The following is a 21857-nucleotide window of genomic DNA, read 5'->3' on the forward strand; positions in this document are numbered from 1 at the left end:
TCCGGTTTCTTCGGCCAAGGGGATAAACTCGTTCGGAAGAACGAGCCCAAGCACTGGATGTTGCCAACGCACCAGCGCTTCCACTGCGAATATCCGTCCGGATTTCAGGTGTATCTGTGGCTGATAAAGCAGATAGAATTCGGATCGGGCAATGCCTTTGCGGATGCCATCCTGCAAGGCCAGTCGCTCATGCGCCTTGATGTTCATCTCCGGCGTGAAGAACTGGAAGCTGTCACGACCGGTATCTTTGGCCTTGTACATGGCAACATCGGCATTGGCGATAAGTGTCTCCGCATCGGTTCCATCTTGTGGAAATGTCGCGACACCCATGCTGCAGGTGACGTGAAATGGCTGATTTGCGATGATTACAGGTTCGGCAATTGCCGCCCTGATCTTATGCATGGCAGCAGAAATGCCGTCGGCGTTTGCAGGTAAATCGGTAAGCAGGATGACAAATTCGTCACCGCCGAGGCGTACTACAGCATCGGTTGAACGCACGCAGGCAAGCATCCGCTGGGCCACGACTTTCAAAAGTTCATCTCCAGCAGTATGGCCAAGACTGTCATTCACAAATTTGAAATTATCGAGATCGATAAACACCACGGACACCCACGGGTTGTGTCGTTTCGACTGTAGCATTGCCTGCGTAAGTCGGTCAGTCAGCAGAATACGGTTAGGCAGGCCAGTCAGCATATCGTGATAGGCCATGAAACGAATTCGATCTTCAGCCAGCTTGCGTTCGATGGCGATTGCAGCGATGCGGGTCGCAATCGTGGTCAGATTTATCTCCGGAGGTCCGGGAGAACGCACATCGGCGGAATACAGTGCGAAAGTACCGAGAACAGTACCTTGGTGTGAGAGGATAGGGGCCGACCAACAGGACCGCAGCTGATGAGCCGCTGCCAGATCCCGAAAATTGATCCACAATGGATCAGTGGAAATATCTGCTACGATCACGCTTTCACTACGATAGGCTGCCGTTCCGCAAGAACCGGCGTCGGGGCCGATGACGAGACCGTCGATTGCGCGCGAATATGCCTGTGGAAGAGTTGGCCCGGCGCCATGCTTGAGACGTGTGCCATTCTCATCCATCAACAAAATTGAGCCGAATACGCCCTCGAGCTGACTCTCCATCATCCTGACAAGACGGTCGAGGATCACTTCCAAGGGAAAATTCACGGCGATCATTTCGAGAATTGCCGCCTGTTCATCCCTTAGAAAGTCGCCTTGTTTGCGAGCGGTAATATCACGGGATATACCCACGAGACCCACGACCAGATTCTCGTCGTTGCGCATGGCGACCTTCGTCGTTGACAGCCATCTTTCCTTGCCTGTCACTGCGTCGATCACACGTTCTTCCATGTCTACCATTGGAATTCCGGAGAAAATGACACGGCGTTCGATCTCCAAGAATCTGGCGGCAGAGATAGCATCATGCAGGTCGAAGTCAGTTTTTCCGCTCATCTCATCTGGATTGTCAAAACCGTGAATGTGAGCGACGGCCTCGTTGGCGATCACAAAGCGGCAATCCACATCCTTGACAAAAAGATAATCCGGAACCTGATCGATCATAGTCCTGAGAAGTTTTGGCTGGTCTGGCCAATTCGCGTCCGGGATCGCTGTCTTTCCGAGCTTTGACATGTTCCTCGCCTTTGCCTCCAGGGTGAGCTCCAAGAGTCGCCCAAGACTTGAATTTTGTTAAACAAACCACTGCCGACTTGGCATGGTTACGCTTGAATGATGCCCGGCATGCAAGACGATCAATTGGTTCCGGCCTGCATACAAGCGGATCGTACAAGCACACCTTTGATGATGAATTTGTGAAGAGTATTTTTCCACCCCAGGTAAAACTACCGGGCAGCAATTCAGTTCCGGTTCACCTGCCACAGATAATAAAGGGCTAGTTTCGATGTTTTAAACTCGTTTTCCCCGACAGGCTGTTGCGTGCAGCCAAACACGATGTGATCTTTGTTTTTGTATCGGCGAATTCAATGACGACTGAAACAAACATGAATGGAATGGAGCGCGGAAAAATACTCTCGAAGCAAACACGCATGGCAGCCCAGGGAGGCATTTGTTCTGTGTGAAGCTGTCGGGATGGTGCCTCGGATCGTGCGTGCCCGGGGGCAAATACCCTTCTGGAGGCTTTTGAAAGCTCCGAGAAACTCGGTGTCGGAGATCCTGTAGGTATCCCCTACAGCATTCTCGTCCCTGAGGGTGCCGAGAACCTTTGAGCAGGCCGGGTGACGCCCCTCCAGCGATACAGGTGTCCACGGTTCTGTTCGGGCCCAGTCGGCCGCATATATGATGGGAGAAGCGGCCGCCATCTCGGCCGTCCCGGCTATCGCAATAGGGGAACCCGCCTGCGACCCTGATACTTGGTAGCTTGTGATACGCCCTGAGACAAACTTTGCTTGCATAAAGTGTTAGCACTTACTATATTGGCCCCATGAACAACAAGCAGGTTAAAACTCTGGCGGCAATCTTCAAAGACCCTGTTTCTGGCACAATTGAATGGAATGCCATTGAAAACCTGCTTGTTGCCGTGGGCTCGACCGTCATTGAGGGAAACGGTTCCCGCGTGAAATTCGAGAAAGACGGTATAATTGCAAGCTTCCATCGTCCTCATCCGAATAAGGAAGCCAAGCGATATCAGGTACGCGATGCTCGCGAATTCCTGATACAGATAGGAGTACAACCATGAGCATGATGGCATATAAGGGTTATTTCGCCCGCATCGAATTCGACAATGAAGATGAAATTTTCTTCGGTCGGATTGCGGGTATTTCCGATGTGATCGGTTTTCATGGACAAAGCGTTGTAGAACTCAAGCAGGCTTTTCATGAGGCCGTTGATGATTACATTGCGACTTGTGCCGAGATTGGCAAAGAACCTCAGAAGCCATACTCGGGCAAAATGATGTTTCGTGTCCACCCGGAAACGCATCGCCGCGCAGCTATTGCTGCTGAGCTTTCCGGCAAGAGCCTAAATCAATGGGCGGAAGAAACACTTCAGGAAGCTGCAGAACACTACGAAACCAGAATGCGAGCATAGTTTCTAATACTGTTTCTCTGTCCTCCAAAGAGGAAACCCGGCCTTGCGCTGGGGTTTCTTTTAAGCTCTGCCCTTGCCCTTCTCGGCAACGGGTGCCGAAATGCCGTAAAAAGGGATTGTAGAATTCCAGGAACCAATTGGATTCGATGGAAAGTCCGCCATTATCGGCATTTTAAACGAACATTTATCGATAAGCAGCCAGTTTGAATAAAACGACCGATGCCGAGATTTATATAGTGCCGGGCAGAATATGAATGCCGCTTCTGCGACAATCCTGGCTCCAGTCTTTCTCGACCGTTTCGGCAATGATCCGCTTGCCGCCGAGTGCGCATTGGCAGGTACAACTCCGGTTTGGTCATTTTTCTCTATTAGTATGGTCAGGAGGAAAATCAATTGGTGCCAAGCCTTGCGTGACGCGAAGCTTGTTCGCAGCTACCACGGAAAGGCCTGTCCACATATTGGCGATGGTTTCGGCTGCGTAAGTAAGATCATCATCGACATCGCCGTGGCTTTCCATTTCCTCCATAGAGCGTTTGCGAAACGTCAACGGCGATCTGCTTTACGAATTCAGCGTGCTTGATAGGAATGTTTTCGATAAGTTCCTTACAGTGGAGGTCGGAACAGTTTTCGCAAATCGAGATACCGCCGTATCAAGCACAATGTTGATCACAAGCGCGATTGACGATGCCTGCCAAATCTATAGGAAAATCAATCTATAAACGCGCGATGTAAGCGGGAACCGAACGCGGCTATTCCCCCAAAATAAGCCGAGCGGTGTTTTCATCGGTTATAAGGCCATTTGCCAGCTGGCCCTTCAACGCCGCCTTGATTGGAGCTACGCGTGTTCCGCCGGATGCGACGATGATCGTCGGCTTTTCCGCAGGGTGCTGCAGTGGAAATGAGGTGAGCCGGCTATGGTAGGCTGCAGATACAAGACAGCCGTCTTCATCGATCGCGCTACCAAGAAGTTCTCCGATCGCACCACTTTCCATTGCTTGCCCGGTCTCGGCCGCCGTCATGAAACCATCCATGTACAAGGAGGCTTCAGGCCCCCAATAGCCGATGCCCATCATCAGCAGGCTGGCTTCCTCGACGAGCCCACGCAGAATGTTATAGCCGTGCTGTGCCTGTAGAACAGTGCGCTCTTCGATGGTGTTCGTAACTACGGGCATGGGCAATGGATAACACTGGGCGTTTATACGTTCGGAAAGCCAGGTCACAACGTCATAGTGACTTGCGCGCCCGTCTCGCGTCAGGTTGCCCATCAACGATACGCATTTGTGCTGCGGCCTGTTCATAGGGCGCAGTCGTTGTGAAACTTCGCGCATGGTCTTGCCATTGCCAATGCCGATCGTCAGCGGGGCTTTCTGCTGGAGGATATTTTCGAGGTAGAGCGCCGCCATCTGGGCCACGGATGGGATGTCTTCGATATTGCCAAGTTCATTGACGGCAATATCGCAAAACTGCAAACCGAAAGCTTCCTTCAACCGTTCTGCCAGCTCAATGCACTCGGTCATTGAATGAACGAGTTGAAATCGAATGAGCTTTTCGCTCTGCGCCAAGGCAATCAGCCGTTGAACGATCTGACGGGAGACGCCGAGTTCGATGGCGATCTGATCCTGCGTTCTGCTCTTCTCATAATATAACCAGGCCGCGCGTGCGGCTAAATCAAGCCTGCGATCGCCATTGAGTTCGATCTTCTCCCCGCCTGCACTCATCGCAGGAGACTCTTTGAGATCGTTGACTGTCGATTGAGCTTGTAAAGAATAGACATCGTTTACCGAATTCCCTGGATGATAGGCCCTAAAGTTTCAGAAGGCGCGCAATATTTCCGCCGACAATTTTCTGATACCCCCCCACCTCGGCCGTTGCACGCTCCATTTTTTTGAATTCCCACTCGTAATCGACGAAGGGCGAATCTGTACCCCAGATAACCTTTTCAGGGCCAAGTTCGCGGACAGCAGTTTGAATCTCGAAAATCGGCGCACGCGATGTCTCAAGATAGAGATTGGGAAACTCCCGAGCAAAGCTGATCGCCTGGTCGACAGACCAAAAGAACCCCATATGCGCCATCAACAGCGAGACCTTGGGAAAGCGTTGCGCCATCAGTGCGAATTCCGGTGGGCTATTCAGAAGATCGCTGGCACCGTGAACAATGATTGGTATGTCCAATTCCTCGGCGACCTTGAACAGCGGATCCACCAGTTGTGGATCCGAAAGATGGAAGCCGTTGATTGTGGGATGAAGCTTCAGCCCTTTGAAACCCCAGTCAACGATGCAGCGACGTACCTCGTCCGCCGCATCGGGCTGCCAGGGATTGACCGCGCAAAATGGAATGAGGCGGTCAGGAAACTGATCGAACGCTTCTTTGATTGGCTCATTTGTGAAGTTGCCTTCGACGAAGGGAAACATCACCGCCTTGTCGACGCCAACCGCATCAATTTTGCCGACAAGATCCGCGCCGGTTTGCCGGGCCCCGGGGCGAATGCCGAGATGATTGTGTGCGTCGATAATCATGGTGAACCTCCGGTTTAGTTTTTTCGTTTCAGGCCGCCGATGGCCATTGCAAGAAGAATAAAAGCGCCGTTCAAGGCAAAGCGATAAGGCGCGCCAAGTCCAAGAATAGTGAGGCCATTGCCGAGAAATGTGATGAACAGGCCGCCGATAACGGTGCCAGGCACGTTGGTTTCACCCCGGCGCGACGCAAGCGTTCCTAGATACACTGCTGCGAAGGCATCAAGGAGATAGGGCTCTGCTCCGCGCGGCTGGGCGATGCCGGTTCGGGAAACAAGCGCGACACCCGCGACCGCAGAAAGTATTCCGGCAACAACAAATCCAGCCCCAAAGACCATTCTGATGTCGATACCTGCGAGAAAAGCTGCTCGAACGTTGTAGCCGACTGCCTTGGCATGCCGCGCAAAGGGGGTGTAGCGCATCAAAACGAAGATCACCGCCAGCACGGCGAGCGCCAGCAGGATCAAGGTGGCGACAGGTCCGACGGCACCCTGTCCAAGAAAAAGAAAGGGTTTCGTCACGCCCCGCGGCAGGGTAAAAAGTATCTGGGGCTCCGCACCATTTGTCAGTATGAGCTCGCCGGAACGGACGATGAACATCATGCCCAGTGAGCCGATGATCGCGGGAATGCCGATATAGGCCATCAAAATGGCATTTGCCGTGCCGACGGCCAAGCCGAAAATGACCGGGACCAGGAAAGCGGCCCAGATCGGGTAACCCTGGATGATCATCATCGCCGCAATGAGGCCCGCAGCGTCGGCAACCTGTGCGATCGATAAATCGACGCCCCGCATCGACATCACTACAGTAAGGCCCAGCGCCAGAATGATGAGAATTGTGCTCTGACGGATGACGTTTGCGACATTGGCGGGGCTAAGGAAGGCGGGTTTCAGAAAGTAGACGATGGCAAGGACGGCGATCATGCCGATGATCGCACCGTAGGTCCGCAAGAAATCCAACCCTCTGTCAGTCGTTGTTCGAGATATCATCGTATGGTTCATCGCCCTAACCTTAGAAAATGAGGACCTGACCAATGTCGCGTCGGCGGATCACGCCCAGCGTTATGGACAGGATGAGGACCATTCCCTGAATGCCAGGCAGGGCTTGGCTCGAAACACCGATCAGGATTAATCCGTTGGAAAGGGAAGCAAGGAAAAGCGCAGCGACAACAGTCCCGATGACGTTGAGATCTCCGGCTCTGGAAAGGGTGCTGCCGAGGAAGGCGGCCGCCAGTGCGCTGATCAGGAAATCGATCCCCGTCGCCAACGCTGATGCCCCATAGCTATAGGACGCCAGCACCACACCGGAAAGGCCAAGTACCAAGCCGCCGATCATAAAGGATGCGAGTGCATAGCGACGCTGTCCGATACCGCGCAGTTCGGACGCTGCCAGGTTCTGACCAACGGCATACATCCGCATGCCCAGCCGGGTCTTGCGCAGAACAAAATGCAGGACCAGCGTCGTTGCCACGAGGAGCACCAAAGCAAAGGGAACCGGTCCGATATACCCCTGACCAATGAAGAAGAAGGTCGGCTGATTGGACAGTGTCAGGGCTTGTCCACCATTGTAGAGCAGGGTGCCGCCCATTGCGACGAACATCGTGCCAAGAGTCGCGACAAAGGGTGGCATGCCGAAGGCAAGCACAAGCAACGCATTCACGGCACCAATAGCCATGCCCGTCAATCCACCGAAGATCAGCGCGGCTCCCGTCCCCATTCCGGCAATCAGTGCGCCAGCGGCAAGGTTGGTCGTCAATTGACTTATGGCACCTGCTGACATGTCGAAGCCACCTGCAATCAGCACGACGGTCAACCCAAGTGCGATGAAGGCGAGAACGCTACCCTGCTTGAGCACATCGAAAACATTGCCGAGGGAAAGAAACTGTGGTGCCAGGGCCGTTACGACGAGCAGGGCAAACAGCATGCCCGCAACGGTGCCCCAGCGGGTCAGCTTGCCCGGACCAAGGGGGATGGTGGCCTCGGGTAACCGAGGAAGCGCTCCCGCTGGTGCCCTCGCATCTCTCGATTCCGTACTGCCGGTGGCCCAATAAAGAAGCGTTGCGGGGTCTACGCCCTCACGTTCCAGCACCACGTTCACGCCACCTTTGTGCATGACCGCGACACGGTCGCACATCCCGGCGATTTCCTCAAAATCCGAGGAGATCAGAATGACGGCTGCCCCCCGACGTGTAAGTTCGACCATCTGCTTGTAGATTTCGACCTTGGAGCCGACGTCGACGCCGGTCGTTGGCTCGTCGAACAGGAATATCTCCGCACTGCCAGTGAGCCAGCGGCCAATGACGATCTTCTGTTGATTTCCACCAGAGAGGTTCTTCGTCTGCTGGTTGATATTGGGAGGCTGGATAGACAGGCGTTTGACGAGATCCTGTGCCGCCTGTTTTTCCTGACCAAGTTTAAGGATGCCGAATTTTGCCCAGCGGGAAATATTCGGGAGCGTGAGATTGTCCCGCACGCTCATATCGGTAATCAAGCCCTCATGCCTGCGGTCTTCCGGGATCAAGGCGAAACCTTCCCGTTTGGCGGCGCGCGGGTTGCGCGGATTGGATGGTTTGCCATCCAGCATGACGGTTCCCGCAGCGCGAGGCAGGGCCCCTATGAGCGACAAGGCGAGTTCCGTGCGGCCGGCCCCCATCAATCCTGCAATGCCGAAGATTTCACCGCGGCGCACAGTCAGGTCGACGCCGCGTACCATATGTCCCTGGAAGAAATTGCGAACCTCAAGAAGGGGTGCGCCGATCGCGACTTCTTCTTTCGGATAAAGCTGTTTGATATCTCGCCCTACCATCATGTTGACGATGGCTTCCCTGCTGGTTTCACCGACCGGCAAGGTGGCAACGCGCTTTCCGTCGCGCAAAACGGTGACGCGGTCAACAAGATCGAGCACTTCATCCAGATAGTGCGAGATGTAGATGATCGTTACGCCCTGATCCCGTAATCCACGAACGATCGCAAACAGCAGATCGGCTTCGCTATCGCTAAGCGACGCCGTCGGTTCATCGAGCACGAGAATTTTCGGATTGCGGATGAGAGCGGCGGCAATCGCGACCTGTTCGCGCTGGGCCACGCTTAAATCGCGCGCCAGCGTATCCGGAGAGAAATCGGCACCGACGCGCGTGAGCGCAGCTTTCACGGCGGTGCGCATGGCAGGAAAGTCAAGCATGCCGGCCGATTTGACAATTTCGTTGCCAAGAAAGACATTGCGCGTCACATCGAACTGGGCAACCAGTTGCTGGTCCTGATGGACGATCACGATGCCATTTGCCTCGGCGTCACGCGGGTCGCGAAGTTTTACGGTTTTTCCGTCGACAGATATCTCCCCGCCTTCGGGCTGATAAACCCCGGTCAGTACCTTGACCAAGGTCGATTTCCCGGCGCCATTTTGTCCAAGAAAGGCGTGTACCTCGCCCTTGTCAATCGCAATGGAAACGTCATCCAAGGCAACGATGCCTGGAAATACCTTGCAAATGGATCGGCACTCCAAAGCAGGAACACGACGATCTTCAGCGGTTTCTCTGAGTTCGACCATAGACATAATAGATTCCGGTTGGATGCGAGGCAGAAGGCGGCTGATTAGCCGCCTCTGTTACAAGTGTTCATCAGGGAAGGATCGGATGAACAACCAGCAGTTGCCCGTCCTGCGGCCAGCGGCCTTCGACATCGGCCCGGGGAATGGACATGTCATCCCATACGGCCGGTCCCCAACGCTTTTCGGCCGCGGCAACTCCGTTTGCATGTGTGGCGAGCCAGGCATCTGTGAAAAGAGTACTTGGAAACTCTGATTTGCCCGCCAGCTTTTGCATCAGAACTTCTGCTGCAAGCGATCCGATGCGTGGAACGTCCTGAACGACAGTTGCTACAAAAGGGCTGTCCTCATCGAGCAGCATCTGGAAGCCAACTCGGTCGCCGTCGATTGCCGCGACCTTGATTTCGTTGCGGCTGTTTCGGCGCACCGCTTCGACTGCGCCTGACACCAATAGATCGTAAGCACCCCACACTGCTGCGATGCTGCCGGGCTCCGGGTTCGCTGTCAGCAGATCCTCCATTTGGGTCTGGACCTTGGCGGCGCTGTGTTCAGTCGGCACCTCGTGAAGCTTGACTTGCGGATAATCGGCGGCGACGGCCTGAAGAATGCGCTTGCGTGTTTCAAGCAAGGGCGCACCGGGCACCCAGAAAACGTAGACATCACCTTTGTAGTCGATGCTTGAGAGCAGTGCTCGGCTCATCATAGCGGACATCAGGGCATCGTCGCCACCGACGTCGGCGATAGCGCCTTCGGTTTTTGACCCGACAGACGTCGTGACGACCGGAATGCCAGCCGCTGTCGCCTTGGCAACCACAGGAGCCAGTTGTTGGGCATCGCCCAACTGAACGACAATGCCGGCAACCTTGGAGTTGATCAGGCTTTCAATGTTCTCATTGTGTTTGCGAGGATCGCTACCGCCATCGGTTACAACGACGTCAGCGCCGGCATCCTTCAACACCTTCGTGGCACCCGCGATGATGTCGCGATTGTAATCGTTGGTGATTTCCCGCGCGGCAATGCCGATTTTCTTACCGGCAAGTTCCTGAGCCGATGCGGAGCAGGGCATGATCCCAAGCGCCGTAGATAGCATCGCTGCCGCGATAACGTTCAAAATCTTCATTGTGTCCTCCCTGACACGGCGCGCCCTCCAGCGAGCCTTAAGAGCTATCGATCAATTGCTCGATAGCTGAATAATTGCGTGATACGCATTGGTTGTCAAGGGGCGGTACTCACAAGACAGATCCCTATGTCATTGCTATTTGTTTGGCACCGCTCATTTCGCCCCAATACCTTGGGGGGGCCTTGACCGAGCAAATGCCTATATTAATGTAATTTGATCGCTAAAATGCTGTCTTCCACCTTGCCCTCTTAATTCGGGACTGCCGGACTTCAAGCGAAAGATTCTACAGGACAATACAAACGGGAATAAGATCTAAATCTGTCGGGCTTATCTGAAAGCGCAAGATCCAATTAGGCAGGATCTTGAGTCTGAGCTCGCACGACGCAGCGTTTTTTCTTTCGACTGCCCGCACCTGTTAAGGCGCAGAACACCGCCATAGCTGCCATCGCACCAGTTGGGGCCGTGGCCGTCGCCTGCGCGAACAGCAGCGACGGCTGCCGAGGAGGGCGGGATACAACGCGGCTCTGTTTGGGATATGTTTTACAATCAATACGGCCAACTTGTTTGGGCGTGCCGCAATATTGCACCTGGACGGTTCGTCGTACGATTACACGCGCTCGGGAAAGGCAAAAATCGACTAACACTGGCTTGGGTCTGGTTGGCATAAAATGCACCCGACGAGGTGCATTTTACAATTGATGAGCCTCTTGCCTCAAAGTGGATCAGGCCGATGAAGAGAAGGACCATGGTAGATCGAGGAGCTGCGATCGTCGCCACATCTGTGGCCGGCATATCCCTGTGGCCGCTCTCGCGTGTGGGTTCCATTCAAATGCAACGGCGGGGCGGGGCAGGCTATTCCGACAGCGATACAATTTCAACGAGCTGCTGCCTGAACACTTCAGTTGGTGTCCTGTAGCCGAGACACTTTGGGGTGTCGTGTTCAGCCGCTCGCAGATTGATCGCACGGATTGATTGGGAAGGGACAGGAGATCGGCATCGCGCGGCAGGTAGCGTCGCACCCTTTTGTTCATGTCGACAGAGCCTTTTTGCCAGGGCGCTTGCGGATCGCAGAACCATGCCTTCATTCCCATCCCGGCCTCCAGATCGCGCCAGGACACGAACTCGAAGCCCCGGTCGAAGGTGATGCTTTGTCTTGCCAAATTCGGGAGTGTTGAAAGTTCATTGATCAGACGCCCCATAATCGGTTTCGATGGCCGGTCATTGTTGCGAAACAGGACGGTGTAACGGCTCTTGCGCTCCACCAGTGTGGCAATGTTTGCATGGCCGTATTCCTTGCGAAAGATCATCAGATCACCCTCCCATGTGTGGATACCCCTGGTAATGCAAGGATTTTTTTGGATTGCTCGAACGTGAGATCGGTTACGGTCATGTGTCAGGCCTCTGATTAAGCGGCCTCATGCCGCGGGCCGGTATGGCGATGCGAAGGTCAGGTCCATATCAATGGCACGGGCGCGAAGCCCCTGGGGAAGGTTTGGTTTTCCTGATCTCGATCTTGCCGATCTGTTTGCCCTTACTTTCCAACGTCCTCCTCACATAATCGGAGCTGTCTGTTTCGGTCTTAAGCCGAAATACGCGCTCCCCGATATTCTTCACCTTTTGTCATCATGGCCCAGATCGCCCGTGCTGTTTTATTTGCCAGGGCAATAGCGACGAGTAATCGCGGTTTGCGTTCAAGCATTTGTTGAAGCCACGAGCCTTCGGGGGCTCCATTCTTGATCGCCCATCGGATCCGGGTCATCGCACCGATGATCAGCAGTCGGCGGATGTCTCGTTGTCCCATTTTCGAAGTACGACCAAGTTTTTGTTTACCGCCAGTCGATTTCTGCAGAGGCACAAGACCCAGCCAGGCCGCAAAATCACGACCACGACGAAAGGTCTGCATATTCGGTCCGAAAGCTTTGATGGCCATAGCGCTGACGGGACCAATGCCTGGTGCGGTTTGCAGGCGTAGGGCCTCAGGATCACGCTTCGCTTCTTCTTTAATCTGTCGCTCGACAACAGCTATCTTCGTATTGCAGCTTTGGATCTGGTCGATAAGTAGACGCCCGAGCTCAACGACCAGCAAAGGCAATGACGTATCAGGATCTTCAATCTCCCGTTCAAGTTTACGCACAAAAGTGAGGCCCGCAGGAACAACAATCCCATATTCCAACAGATGGCCACGCAAAGCGTTGACGATCTGGTTTCTTTGACGAACCAGAAGGTCTCGTGTCTTAAAGCCCATCGCTCTTGACTGCTGTTCGGCAGACTTCACTGGAACAAACCGCATCGTTGGCCGGACAGCAGCTTCACTGATGGCTTCGGCGTCAGCGGCATCGTTCTTTTGTCTTTTATCGAAGGGCTTAACGTAGATGGGTGGAATGAGCCTGACATCGTGGCCAAAGGCACCACTCTCGCGTCCCCAATAATGCGCCGAACCACAAGCCTCCATCGCTACAAGTGTCGGCGGTTGGCTTGCTGGAAAGACCTGCAACTGGTCTCTCGTCAGTTTCTTCCGAAACAGCGGTTTGCCAGCGGCGTCGGCTCCATGCAGTTGGAATACAGATTTAGCGAGATCGATACCAATTATTGCTGCGCTTTCCATGAACACCTTCTCCCGTGCTAAGTTAAGCCCCTCGCTCGCAGTATGCTTGATCTCGCTACGGCCGGGGAAGGGGTATCCACACCATCAATGGCCAAACTGGCCACGGTCATTGATCTGTGCGGGACGGTGGCGAATGGCCATAAAGTCCGGAAACACAAGACTTCTCGGCCTTCGTGCATAGCGCAGCTTTCGTTTGCGCCGACGCTCGGGCAGGTGACGGGCAAGAGCCTGGGATCGGCCATCTTCAGAGTACACGTAACGATACATCGTCTCATGGCAGAGCCGGTGTGGACTGTGCGGCTCTCGCTTCAACCGGCCGGCGATCTGTTCGGGAGACAAGCCGGCTTTCAAACGATCGATGACGACATGGCTCACCGACACGACAGGAATCCTGTTTCCAGTGCTCTGCTCGATGTCTGGCAGGCCAATGAAGTTGCTGCCATTGCAAATTTCTTTGAGGTGGTATCCGGGTTGGAACGCTTGTCGCGATAAAAGCATGTCAGCGAGCATTATGGAATTCGATGCCGGCGTGAAAAACGCGACTAGGCTCGCCAGTATTACCTGCAGTGACCCCGTTAACGTTACTGGATTAGCTGACCAAATCGACTAGCACATAATATGCGGCGTCGATATCCGCTCGTATCGCCGCTTCTACCGCGCGCTCATCGTGAGCGCCGAGCGCGGCGAACATAGATTGATGGTGTTCGTTGGCCTTGGTGTAGTTGCCGGAATCGTGCAGCATGTTGAAGTATGGGCTGACCTGCAGCCAAAGGTTCTCAATAATATTGAGAATACTTCCCGACCCAGCGGCTTGGTAAATCGAGAAGTGGAAAGCGTAGTTTGCGCGAAGGTAGGATTTGATATCCCCGGAAGCATTGGCTTTCTCCAGTGCTTCCAGCAGTGATCGGAGGGTTTCCAGCTCTTCGTTCTGAATGCGTGCGGCGGCCCATTTGCCGGCAAGCGCTTCGATCTCAATACGAACATTGCGCAAATCTGTGAGCTTGGCGCGGCTCAACCGCGGTATACCGATGGAGCGTCCTGAAACAACCGTTAATGCATTGGCCGCTGTCAAGCGCCGTAAAGCTTCGCGGACCGGCATGGCGCTGACACCGAAAGCGTCGGCAAGACTTTGTACGGGAACCATTTCGCCCGGGACGATGTCGCCTTCGAGTATCAAGGTGGCAATCTGGCGATAGACACGGTCCTGCAACGTCTCCTTGGAAAGCGGGAGAATCTCGACCCCTGGTCTCCTGTAACCGGCTTCAGCCATTATTCACCTTTTTCGCAGTGGTGCCATTCTACGTGGAATGCAGCGGTAACCCCAGCGCGTCAAGAGTTTCTCCTAATCTAATAGTCCTTATGCACGATCAATGGTAATTTATTATTGATCTTTGATCAAATGCTGTTACGCTTAAAATAGGAACGACGAGTGGGAGAGGAGCCCGCTTGGAGATGTTTTCCTGAGGGAGGAACTATAATGGGAATTGGATCAATCATCCGGCGCGCAACCGCTGGCGCCTGCATTGCCACGGGCATGTTCACGATCGGCCACGCCGACGCTGCGGAAAAACACAAGATATTTCTAAGTATGAGCTTTATCGGCAATGACTGGCAGGCCGAGGCCGCCAATATGGTAAAGGCCATTGCCGCTCATAAAGACTACACTGACAAGGTCGATCTCCAGGTTCAGGTTGCTGGTCCAAATGCCCAAAGGCAGATTCAGCAGATCAATGCCATGGTTCAGGCCGGAGCCGAAGCCATTGTCATCTATCCAATCTCACCGACCGCGCTTAACCAGGTGATCAAGAACGCCTGTGAAAAAGGTGTCAAGGTCTTCGCTTATGATGCTGAGGTCAGTGAACCTTGTGCCCACAACGTAACCATCGATCAGGAAGAGGCCGGGCGTGTCACGGCGGAATGGCTCGTCAAGGAGCTCAATGGCAAGGGCAACATCATTGCGGTCACGGGCGTGCCGGGCACATCAGTTGATAATCTTCGCACCAAAGCGGCGAAGGAAGTTTTCGCCAAGCATCCCGATATCAAGATCGTTGGCGAAGCAGTTGGCATGTGGAGCCAAGCTGTTGCGCGAACGGAACTCTCCAAGATATTGGCAACCCGCAACTGGGACGACATTAACGGGCTTTGGATGCAGGTCGGTTGTTTTACGGCTAACTCGATGCAGCTCGAAGCCGGAAAGAAGCCGGAACAGCTTCTCCCATGTGCCGGCGAAGGATCGAATGGCGGCCGTATTCAGATGCTTCCCGCAGGAACCGAAGCTGAGGGTGCAACACCTCCCTACGCACCGATGGGCGCGCCGCGAATCTCCTATGCGTCCCCGCCTTATTCTGGCGCGCTTGCGCTGAAACTTGCCGTCGATGCGATTGAAGGCAAAGAAGTTCCGAAAAAGACTGTATTGCCGCTGCCTCTGGTGACTAACGAGACCATCAAACTGTGCCAGGAAGGTACGTGGCAGGAAATGAAAGACGGCTGCAACGTGTTCAAACCGTCCATTGTCTCCAACCCGGGCTGGTTTGCTTCAATCTTCTCGGAGAAGACACCGGAAGTCGGTCTCAATGCCGCATTGGTCGGTCAGCCAGAAAACTGAGGATATGCTTGCGCGGAGGGGCTATCCGCTCCGCGCAAGATGGCTAATCCCGATGAATTGAGCAGGACCGATGGGATGAACTCTCCATTCGAACAATGCGCCATTGAAGTGACCGACATTCGCAAGGCGTTTGGCGCCACGGTTGCCGTGGATGGCGTATCTTTCCACATCGAGCCTGGAAGCACTCATGCTTTGCTCGGCGAAAATGGTGCGGGCAAATCAACCATCGTCAAGTTGCTTTCGGGGCTACTTCGCCCTGACGAGGGACAAATATCCGTGTTTGGCCAAAGAGCGGCGCTGACAGCACCGCGAGCCGCGCATGCGCTGGGCGTCCAGACTGCATTCCAGGAAATGACACTGGTCAAGGACCTGACGGTCCTCGACAATATGCTGATGCCTTATGCGCCGATAGGGATCACCGGGATGATCCGCCGATCTTCGGCCCGTACAGCGATAGAGCAGCATTTGCAGGAGCTCGAGTTTGCAGTCGACCTCGATGCGGAAGTCGGTACGCTCGACCTCGCCATCCAGCAGAAAATAGAGATAGCTCGAGCACTCTATCGCAAACCCAAAATTCTTCTGCTGGACGAGCCGACGTCGACACTCGCGGGCAGCGATGTCGAATGGCTGGGCGGGATCATCGCAAAACTGAAGGCGGCAGGCACGACAATCGTTTTCATCACGCATCGCATGCGCGAGGTGCGCGCCTTCTGTGACACGCTGACAATTTTGCGCAATGGCCGGCACATAACGACCTGCGCAGTTGCCTCAATTACCGATGGGCAAGTCATCGAAAGCATTGTCGGGCGATCCATCACGCAGACGTTCCCTGCACGGCCTAAAAGTGAAGCTGCGTTTGGAGCACCGGTGCTGGGCGTCCGCGACCTGCAGGCGGGTCACAAGCTGCGCGATGCAAGTTTCGATCTACGGAAAGGCGAAATTCTTGGCGTTGCCGGACTACAGGGTATGGGCCAGCTCGACCTTTTCCTGACATGTTTTGGCATGACGCAGGTGACCCGAGGAAATATCCTCGTTGACGGTCGCAAGGTACGGTTCGCCTCACCAGCCGATGCACTCAGGCCCAATATTGCGATCGGGTTGGTGCCTGAGGACCGAAAGACGGAGGGCCTTTTCCTGAAGCTGAGCGGAACCCTCAATGCATCCTTGCCGGTCATAGACAGGTTTTCGCGATTCGGACTGATTCAAGGCGATCTTGAACGGCAAGCCGTGCGTTCTGCCTTTGGCACCGTTGAGATTGACCAGCGCGCCCTCTGGACGCGAGCGGGAGCTTTCTCCGGAGGCAACCAGCAGAAGATTGCGATCGCCAAATGGCTTGTCGCCCAAAGCCGCATCCTGCTTCTGTTCGATCCAACCCGCGGTATCGATGTCGGCACCAAGCACGAGCTTTACGTCATGATGCGCAACTTCACCAACGCTGGAGGTTCGATCCTGTTGCATTCGACCGAGATCCCCGAGCTCGTGCATTTGTGCGACCGGGTTCTCGTCCTCTATGACGGTCGCATTGCGGCAACACTTTCACGCGATCAACTGACCGAAGCCTCGATCATGCGACCAGCGCTTGGCCACGACAGTGTAGCAAAAGAGGCAGCAGAATGACGATGATGACCTCGACGACTGCCCGTCGCAACTGGACGTCCGCGTTCAGCATATCTGCGGAAAAACGCAGCGTGCTCATCGCTATCGCCATGTTTCTTGGTCTCCTTGCTTTAGTTGATTTCGTCAGCACCGGGCCGCTCAGCTATTTCGACATTTCATTTCTGTCGAGTGGCGGCGCAACATCGGCGATTGCTGCAATCGGACAAACGATTGTCATCCTTTCCGGTGGTTTCGACCTGTCAGCCGGTGCGGTGATTTCATTGGTCAATGTCGTCCTTGCTCAAAGTATGGATCCGGCGGCGGCGCAGACAAGTGTGCTGTACTGGACCTGTGTGGGTATTGGTGTTGGTATGCTGACCGGGGCGTTCAACGGAATTTTCATCGCATTTTTGCGATTGCAGCCCATCGTGGTCACGCTGTCGACTATGTTCATTATCCAGGGCCTGACCCTGCTGGTCATGGATAAGCCCGGAGGGTACGTCGCGCCTGACTTAGGCACGTTCTACCTGGGTGACGCAGTCCCTGGATGGCTACCTATGCCGTTGGTGCTGATCGGTGTCGTTCTGCTCGCCTGGCTCTGGCTGAAAAGCACGCGGTTCGGGGCAGCGATCTACTCTGTCGGGAGCGATCCCGACGCAGCTGCGGCCATTGGTGTGAGGGTCAAGCTCACCAAATTCCTGGTCTATGTGATCGCCGGAGGTTGCTATGGCCTGGCCGGTGTCTTCATCAGCGCACAGACAGGTAGCGCTGATCCACTGGTTGGCAACCCACTGCTTCTGTCGATGTTCGCGGCGGTCGTTGTTGGCGGCACGCGCCTTGGTGGCGGCCGTGGTGGACCGCTTGGCACGGTTTTCGGCGCGTATATCCTTATGATGGTTGTGAATATTCTTCTGGTTCTCAATGTGTCGGCCTATTATTCCACCATAGCTGAAGGAACCATCCTGATCCTTGCAGTACTCGCTGGATCGATTTCCTATAGTTCGACACTCGCCAAGCAGTTGCGCGGTGCGCGAGCCCAGTACAGCGCGTGGTGTCAGGGCTTGTTGCCCTCGCAACTCGATCGCACCGACCGGCGAATGAAGATGCCATCGTCTGCGGCGGGCAAACCGGTTGCCTCATCATTCCTGTCGCGAAACAGCGAAACGATCCGTTATGCGCTGCCAGCCTATCTGTGTCTCCTGGCGGTCGTCATTGTAACTCAGCTCTGGCTCGGACGGGCTATCCTGAACCCGACCTACTGGAATTCTCTGGCTGTGCTCTCCGCGTTCCTCGCTATTCTGGCCTTGGGGCAGGGGACGGTGATCCTGACGGGCGGGCTTGACCTCTCGGTTCCCTGGACCATCGGGATAACGGGCATTCTGCTCGCAGGCATCGTCAATGGTTCTGACGCGGCTCTTGTCTATGCTTTGCCTGCGGTCCTGCTTGTTGCTTGCCTCATAGGCTTCATCAATGGCGTAGGTATCGTCGCACTTGGCATATCGCCTATCGTGATGACATTGGCGATGAACGGCATCCTGCAGGGATTTGCGCTTGTTTATTCCCAAGGAACGCCTGCCGGTTTTTCCTCTCCGATGCTTCGCTGGTTTATGACGGGCAAGATCTTGGCTGTTACTCCGGTCGTTCCATTCATGGTGTTATTTGTAATCGCCGCCGTATTGTTGCTCGGCCGCACGGCCTTTGGACGCAGGGTCTACGGCATCGGCAATGGCCTGCGGGCTGCCCAGCTTTCGGGCATCGCCGTCGGGCGCACGCTCATTCTGGTCTATGTGCTTTCCGGCTTTTGCGCAGGACTTGTCGGAGCGTTACTCACCGGCTTTTCGGGGCAAGCGAGTCTCGGCATGGGCGATGATTATCTGCTGCCATCAATTGCGGTCGTCGTGGTCGGTGGAACACTGATCACCGGTGGTCGGGGCCATTATCTCGGCATGTTGGGCGGAGTGTTGCTTCTCACCGCGCTGCAAATGTTCCTGGCGGGAACGACGTTGCCATATGCAACACGGGCGATTCTCTTTGGTCTTGTGGTGCTGGCTGCGGTCATTGCGCTTCGTGAGAAGCGATCTTAGGAAAGGACGAATTATGAACAGGATTGCTCCGGCATCTGCAGAAGAGTTCCTTGGCGGTTTGCGTGAACAAAGAGTACTGGTGACGGCCGGAGGCTCTGGCATTGGCTACGCAATTGCTGCGACCCTTTCAGGGCTTGGCGCCCGTGTCGCAATCTGTGACATAGACCAATCGCTGCTGAACGAAGCGCACAACAGCATATCGCTGGCGCATGCGACCTTGGCTGATGTCTCCCGCGAGGAAGATGTCGACCGTATGTTCGAGGAAGTCTCCTCTTCGCTGGGCGGTCTCGATGCGCTGATCAACAATGCCGGGATTTCCGGTCCGACCGGCGGCGTCGACGAGATCAACCCGGAAGACTGGCGCCGCTGCATCGACATCTGCCTGACTGGACAATTTCTCTGCGCGCGCCGTGCTGTACCCATGTTGAAGGCGTCTGGAAAGGGATCGATCGTCAATATGTCTTCTGCTGCCGGCAAGCATGGTTATGCTTTTCGCACGCCATACTCTGCAGCCAAGTTCGGTGTGATAGGTCTCACCCAGAGCCTCGCAAAGGAACTCGGACCGCACGCTATTCGCGTCAACGCGATCCTGCCCGGCATTGTCGAAGGACCGCGCATGGAAAACGTCATCAGCAACCGTGCCAAGCAACTTGGCGTCTCGCACGAGGAAATGACCGGGCGCTATCTGGAGACAATTTCGCTGCGGCGGATGGTCAGTCCCTACGATGTCGCAACGATGGTCGCGTTTTTGCTATCCAATGCCGGCAGCAACATTTCGGGCCAATCGCTCGGTGTTGATGGCAATGTCGAAACTCTGTGAGGTCGAGATGGAAAAGACAGCGATCATCGGTAGCGGTTTCATCGGGAGAGCATGGGCCATCAGTTTTGCTCGTGCCGGCTTTGAGGTAAGCCTGTGGGATCAGGCGCCGGATGCCGTGGCCAAGGCCCATGAATATATTGCCGATGTGCTTGTCGATCTTGAGCAAAACGATCTGCTCAATGGGAACTCGCCGGAGGCGGTCTTGTCGCGCATCGTTGCGGAAACAGACCTGGTGAAGGCTCTGGCGGGCGCGGTCCACATCCAGGAAAATACCCCGGAGAATCTTGAGACAAAAATCAAGGTTTTCTCGCTTCTTGACGAGGCAGCCGACCCGTCAGCTGTTATCGCTAGCTCGACTTCAGCCTTGCTGCCGTCGAAGTTCACCGAGCACCTGAAAAACCGCGAGCGTTGTCTCGTGGTTCACCCCATCAACCCGCCATATCTTATTCCAGCAGCCGAAGTGGTTCCAGCACCTTGGACGTCAAGAGAGGTCGTCGAACGGACCCGCGCGTTTTTGGTGGCGGCAGGCCACGCGCCGCTTGTGATGAAACGCGAACTCGACGGGTTTATCATGAACCGTATGCAGGGCGCATTGCTTGAGGAAGCCTTCCGTCTCGTAGCTGATGGATATGCGACGGTCGAAGATGTCGATATCGGCATTCGTGATGGACTTGCACTCCGCTGGTCATTCATGGGGCCATTCGAGACCATCGATCTCAATGCACCTGGCGGTGTACGCGACTATGTTGAGCGCTATCAAATAATCTATGAGCGCTTGTTCCCCCAGATGCAGCGCCGTGTTGATTGGGCAGGTGACGTGCTGGAGACCGTGGAGGCCGGAAGGCGCGAGAAGCTACCAAAAGAAAGACTGGTCGATCGGCAAATCTGGCGCGATCGTCGCCTCATGGCGCTCGCAGTCCACAAGAAGAAATCAACGCGGGAGTTCGGACAATGAGCGAGACAACACGACTGACAAGCGGTTCGAGCGCAAAGGGCAAGATCATTATAACCTGCGCCATAACCGGTGCGATCCATACGCCGACAATGTCACCCTATCTGCCCATTACACCTGATGAGATAGCGGCGGAAGCGCTCGCTGCGGCCGAGGCGGGCGCGGCGATCCTGCATCTGCATGCGCGCGATCCGGAAACCGGCAAGCCGGATCAAACACCGGCGGCTTTTGCCAAGTTCCTGCCGCGGATCAAACAGAACACCAATGCCGCAATCAATATCACCACCGGCGGCAGTCCCTATATGAAGGTTGAGGAGCGGGTGAAACCAGCGGCAACTTTCAAGCCAGAGGTAGCTTCGCTCAATATGGGTTCAATCAACTTTGGGCTATATCACCTCGTCGACAAATACAAAGAGTTTAAGTTCGATTGGGAGAAACCGCATCTGGAGGCAACACGCGATCTGGTATTCAGAAATAGCTTCAAAGACATCGAATATATTCTGTCGACCTGCTACGACAACGGCACGCGATTTGAGTTCGAATGCTACGACATCGCCCATCTTTATAATCTCGCGCACTTCGCCGATCGGGGCTTGGTCAAGCCGCCATTCTTCGTGCAGTCCGTTTTTGGGCTTCTTGGCGCAATCGGGACTCATCCTGAAGATGTCGCCCACATGAAACGGACCGCGGATCGTCTTTTTGGTGCCAATTATCGCTGGTCGGTGCTCGGCGCGGGATCGAGCCAACTTCGCATTGCTGCCCAAGCGGCAGCGCTCGGCGGTAATATCCGGGTTGGCCTCGAAGACAGCCTTTGGGCCGGTAAGGGAAAATTGGCAAAGTCGAATGCCGATCAAGTCCTGCTTGCACGCAAGATCATCGAAGGGCTCGGCATGGAGGTGGCAACACCGGATGATGCGCGAGAAATACTGCAACTCAAGGGCGGCGACATGGTCGCGTTCTAGGA

General features: G+C 54.9%; 19 protein-coding genes. 9 read left to right on the top strand and 10 right to left on the bottom strand.

Translation table 11 applies throughout. The annotated features are described in order from the left end of the window. Positions 1-1641 (bottom strand): diguanylate cyclase (locus tag ABKW30_RS06460; RefSeq protein WP_348597652.1); only part of this gene is annotated, 1641 nt, incomplete at its 3' end. An 808-nt stretch (positions 1642-2449) separates the two neighbouring features. Between ABKW30_RS06460 and ABKW30_RS06465 the strand changes: the two genes are divergently transcribed. Together ABKW30_RS06465 and ABKW30_RS06470 are read left to right on the top strand one after the other, a co-directional pair. Further along, entirely contained in the window at positions 2450-2704 is a 255-nt protein-coding gene (locus ABKW30_RS06465) for a type II toxin-antitoxin system HicA family toxin (RefSeq protein ID WP_348597654.1), read from the top strand. Next, on the top strand, positions 2701-3054 hold the full coding sequence (locus tag ABKW30_RS06470) for a type II toxin-antitoxin system HicB family antitoxin (RefSeq protein WP_348597656.1): 354 nt from the start codon (positions 2701-2703) through the stop codon (positions 3052-3054). The genes ABKW30_RS06465 and ABKW30_RS06470 overlap by 4 nt, the downstream gene beginning before the upstream one ends. Positions 3055-3409: 355 nt before the next feature. On the opposite strand, the gene ABKW30_RS06475 is transcribed toward ABKW30_RS06470, so the two are convergent. The 8 genes from ABKW30_RS06475 to ABKW30_RS06510 form a co-directional block, all read right to left on the bottom strand. Next, positions 3410-3601, bottom strand: coding sequence for a hypothetical protein (locus tag ABKW30_RS06475; protein ID WP_348597658.1), 192 nt, complete (start codon positions 3599-3601; stop codon positions 3410-3412). 202 nt (positions 3602-3803) lie between these two features. Beyond that, positions 3804-4772 (bottom strand): sugar-binding domain-containing protein, encoded by a 969-nt coding sequence (locus ABKW30_RS06480; protein ID WP_348597659.1) that lies wholly within the window; start codon positions 4770-4772, stop codon positions 3804-3806. Between the two features lie 85 nt (positions 4773-4857). Continuing rightward, the gene (locus ABKW30_RS06485) at positions 4858-5571 is read right to left on the bottom strand and encodes an amidohydrolase family protein (RefSeq protein WP_348597661.1); all 714 of its coding nucleotides are present in this window, start codon (positions 5569-5571) and stop codon (positions 4858-4860) included. Positions 5572-5585: 14 nt separating this feature from the next. After that, a complete protein-coding gene (locus ABKW30_RS06490; RefSeq protein ID WP_348597662.1) occupies positions 5586-6569 on the bottom strand; it encodes an ABC transporter permease in 984 nt (327 codons plus the stop codon). Between the two features lie 10 nt (positions 6570-6579). After that, entirely contained in the window at positions 6580-9120 is a 2541-nt protein-coding gene (locus ABKW30_RS06495) for an ATP-binding cassette domain-containing protein (RefSeq protein WP_348597664.1), read from the bottom strand. A gap of 64 nt (positions 9121-9184) precedes the next feature. Continuing rightward, positions 9185-10231: a substrate-binding domain-containing protein gene (locus ABKW30_RS06500; protein WP_348597666.1), complete on the bottom strand. Its 1047-nt coding sequence runs from the start codon at positions 10229-10231 to the stop codon at positions 9185-9187. Between the two features lie 722 nt (positions 10232-10953). Beyond that, entirely contained in the window at positions 10954-11538 is a 585-nt protein-coding gene (locus ABKW30_RS06505; protein ID WP_348597668.1) for an IS30 family transposase, read from the bottom strand. Positions 11539-11810: 272 nt separating this feature from the next. Next, on the bottom strand, positions 11811-12836 hold the full coding sequence (locus ABKW30_RS06510) for an IS110 family transposase (protein ID WP_348597670.1): 1026 nt from the start codon (positions 12834-12836) through the stop codon (positions 11811-11813). 87 nt (positions 12837-12923) lie between these two features. Here ABKW30_RS06510 and ABKW30_RS06515 point away from each other — a divergent pair, with 87 nt between their 5' ends. Further along, a complete protein-coding gene (locus ABKW30_RS06515; RefSeq protein WP_348597672.1) occupies positions 12924-13328 on the top strand; it encodes a hypothetical protein in 405 nt (134 codons plus the stop codon). A gap of 97 nt (positions 13329-13425) precedes the next feature. On the opposite strand, the gene ABKW30_RS06520 is transcribed toward ABKW30_RS06515, so the two are convergent. Next, on the bottom strand, positions 13426-14106 hold the full coding sequence (locus ABKW30_RS06520; protein ID WP_348597674.1) for a GntR family transcriptional regulator: 681 nt from the start codon (positions 14104-14106) through the stop codon (positions 13426-13428). A gap of 207 nt (positions 14107-14313) precedes the next feature. On the opposite strand from ABKW30_RS06520, the gene ABKW30_RS06525 reads away from it, so the two are divergent. From ABKW30_RS06525 to ABKW30_RS06550, 6 genes are all read left to right on the top strand, one after another. Then, entirely contained in the window at positions 14314-15441 is a 1128-nt protein-coding gene (locus ABKW30_RS06525) for a sugar ABC transporter substrate-binding protein (protein ID WP_348597676.1), read from the top strand. A 75-nt stretch (positions 15442-15516) separates the two neighbouring features. Continuing rightward, complete coding sequence (locus tag ABKW30_RS06530) at positions 15517-17058, top strand: sugar ABC transporter ATP-binding protein (protein ID WP_348597677.1); 1542 nt, start codon at positions 15517-15519, stop codon at positions 17056-17058. Positions 17059-17147: 89 nt separating this feature from the next. Then, positions 17148-19121, top strand: coding sequence for an ABC transporter permease (locus ABKW30_RS06535; protein WP_348598964.1), 1974 nt, complete (start codon positions 17148-17150; stop codon positions 19119-19121). 13 nt (positions 19122-19134) lie between these two features. Then, positions 19135-19941 (top strand): SDR family oxidoreductase, encoded by an 807-nt coding sequence (locus ABKW30_RS06540; RefSeq protein WP_348597679.1) that lies wholly within the window; start codon positions 19135-19137, stop codon positions 19939-19941. A gap of 7 nt (positions 19942-19948) precedes the next feature. Continuing rightward, positions 19949-20896: a 3-hydroxyacyl-CoA dehydrogenase gene (locus ABKW30_RS06545; RefSeq protein ID WP_348598966.1), complete on the top strand. Its 948-nt coding sequence runs from the start codon at positions 19949-19951 to the stop codon at positions 20894-20896. Continuing rightward, on the top strand, positions 20893-21855 hold the full coding sequence (locus tag ABKW30_RS06550) for a 3-keto-5-aminohexanoate cleavage protein (RefSeq protein ID WP_348597681.1): 963 nt from the start codon (positions 20893-20895) through the stop codon (positions 21853-21855). The genes ABKW30_RS06545 and ABKW30_RS06550 overlap by 4 nt, the downstream gene beginning before the upstream one ends. Positions 21856-21857 lie beyond the last annotated feature (2 nt).

Source organism: Phyllobacterium sp. SB3, assembly GCF_040009165.1.
Taxonomy (GTDB): Bacteria; Pseudomonadota; Alphaproteobacteria; order Rhizobiales; family Rhizobiaceae; genus Phyllobacterium.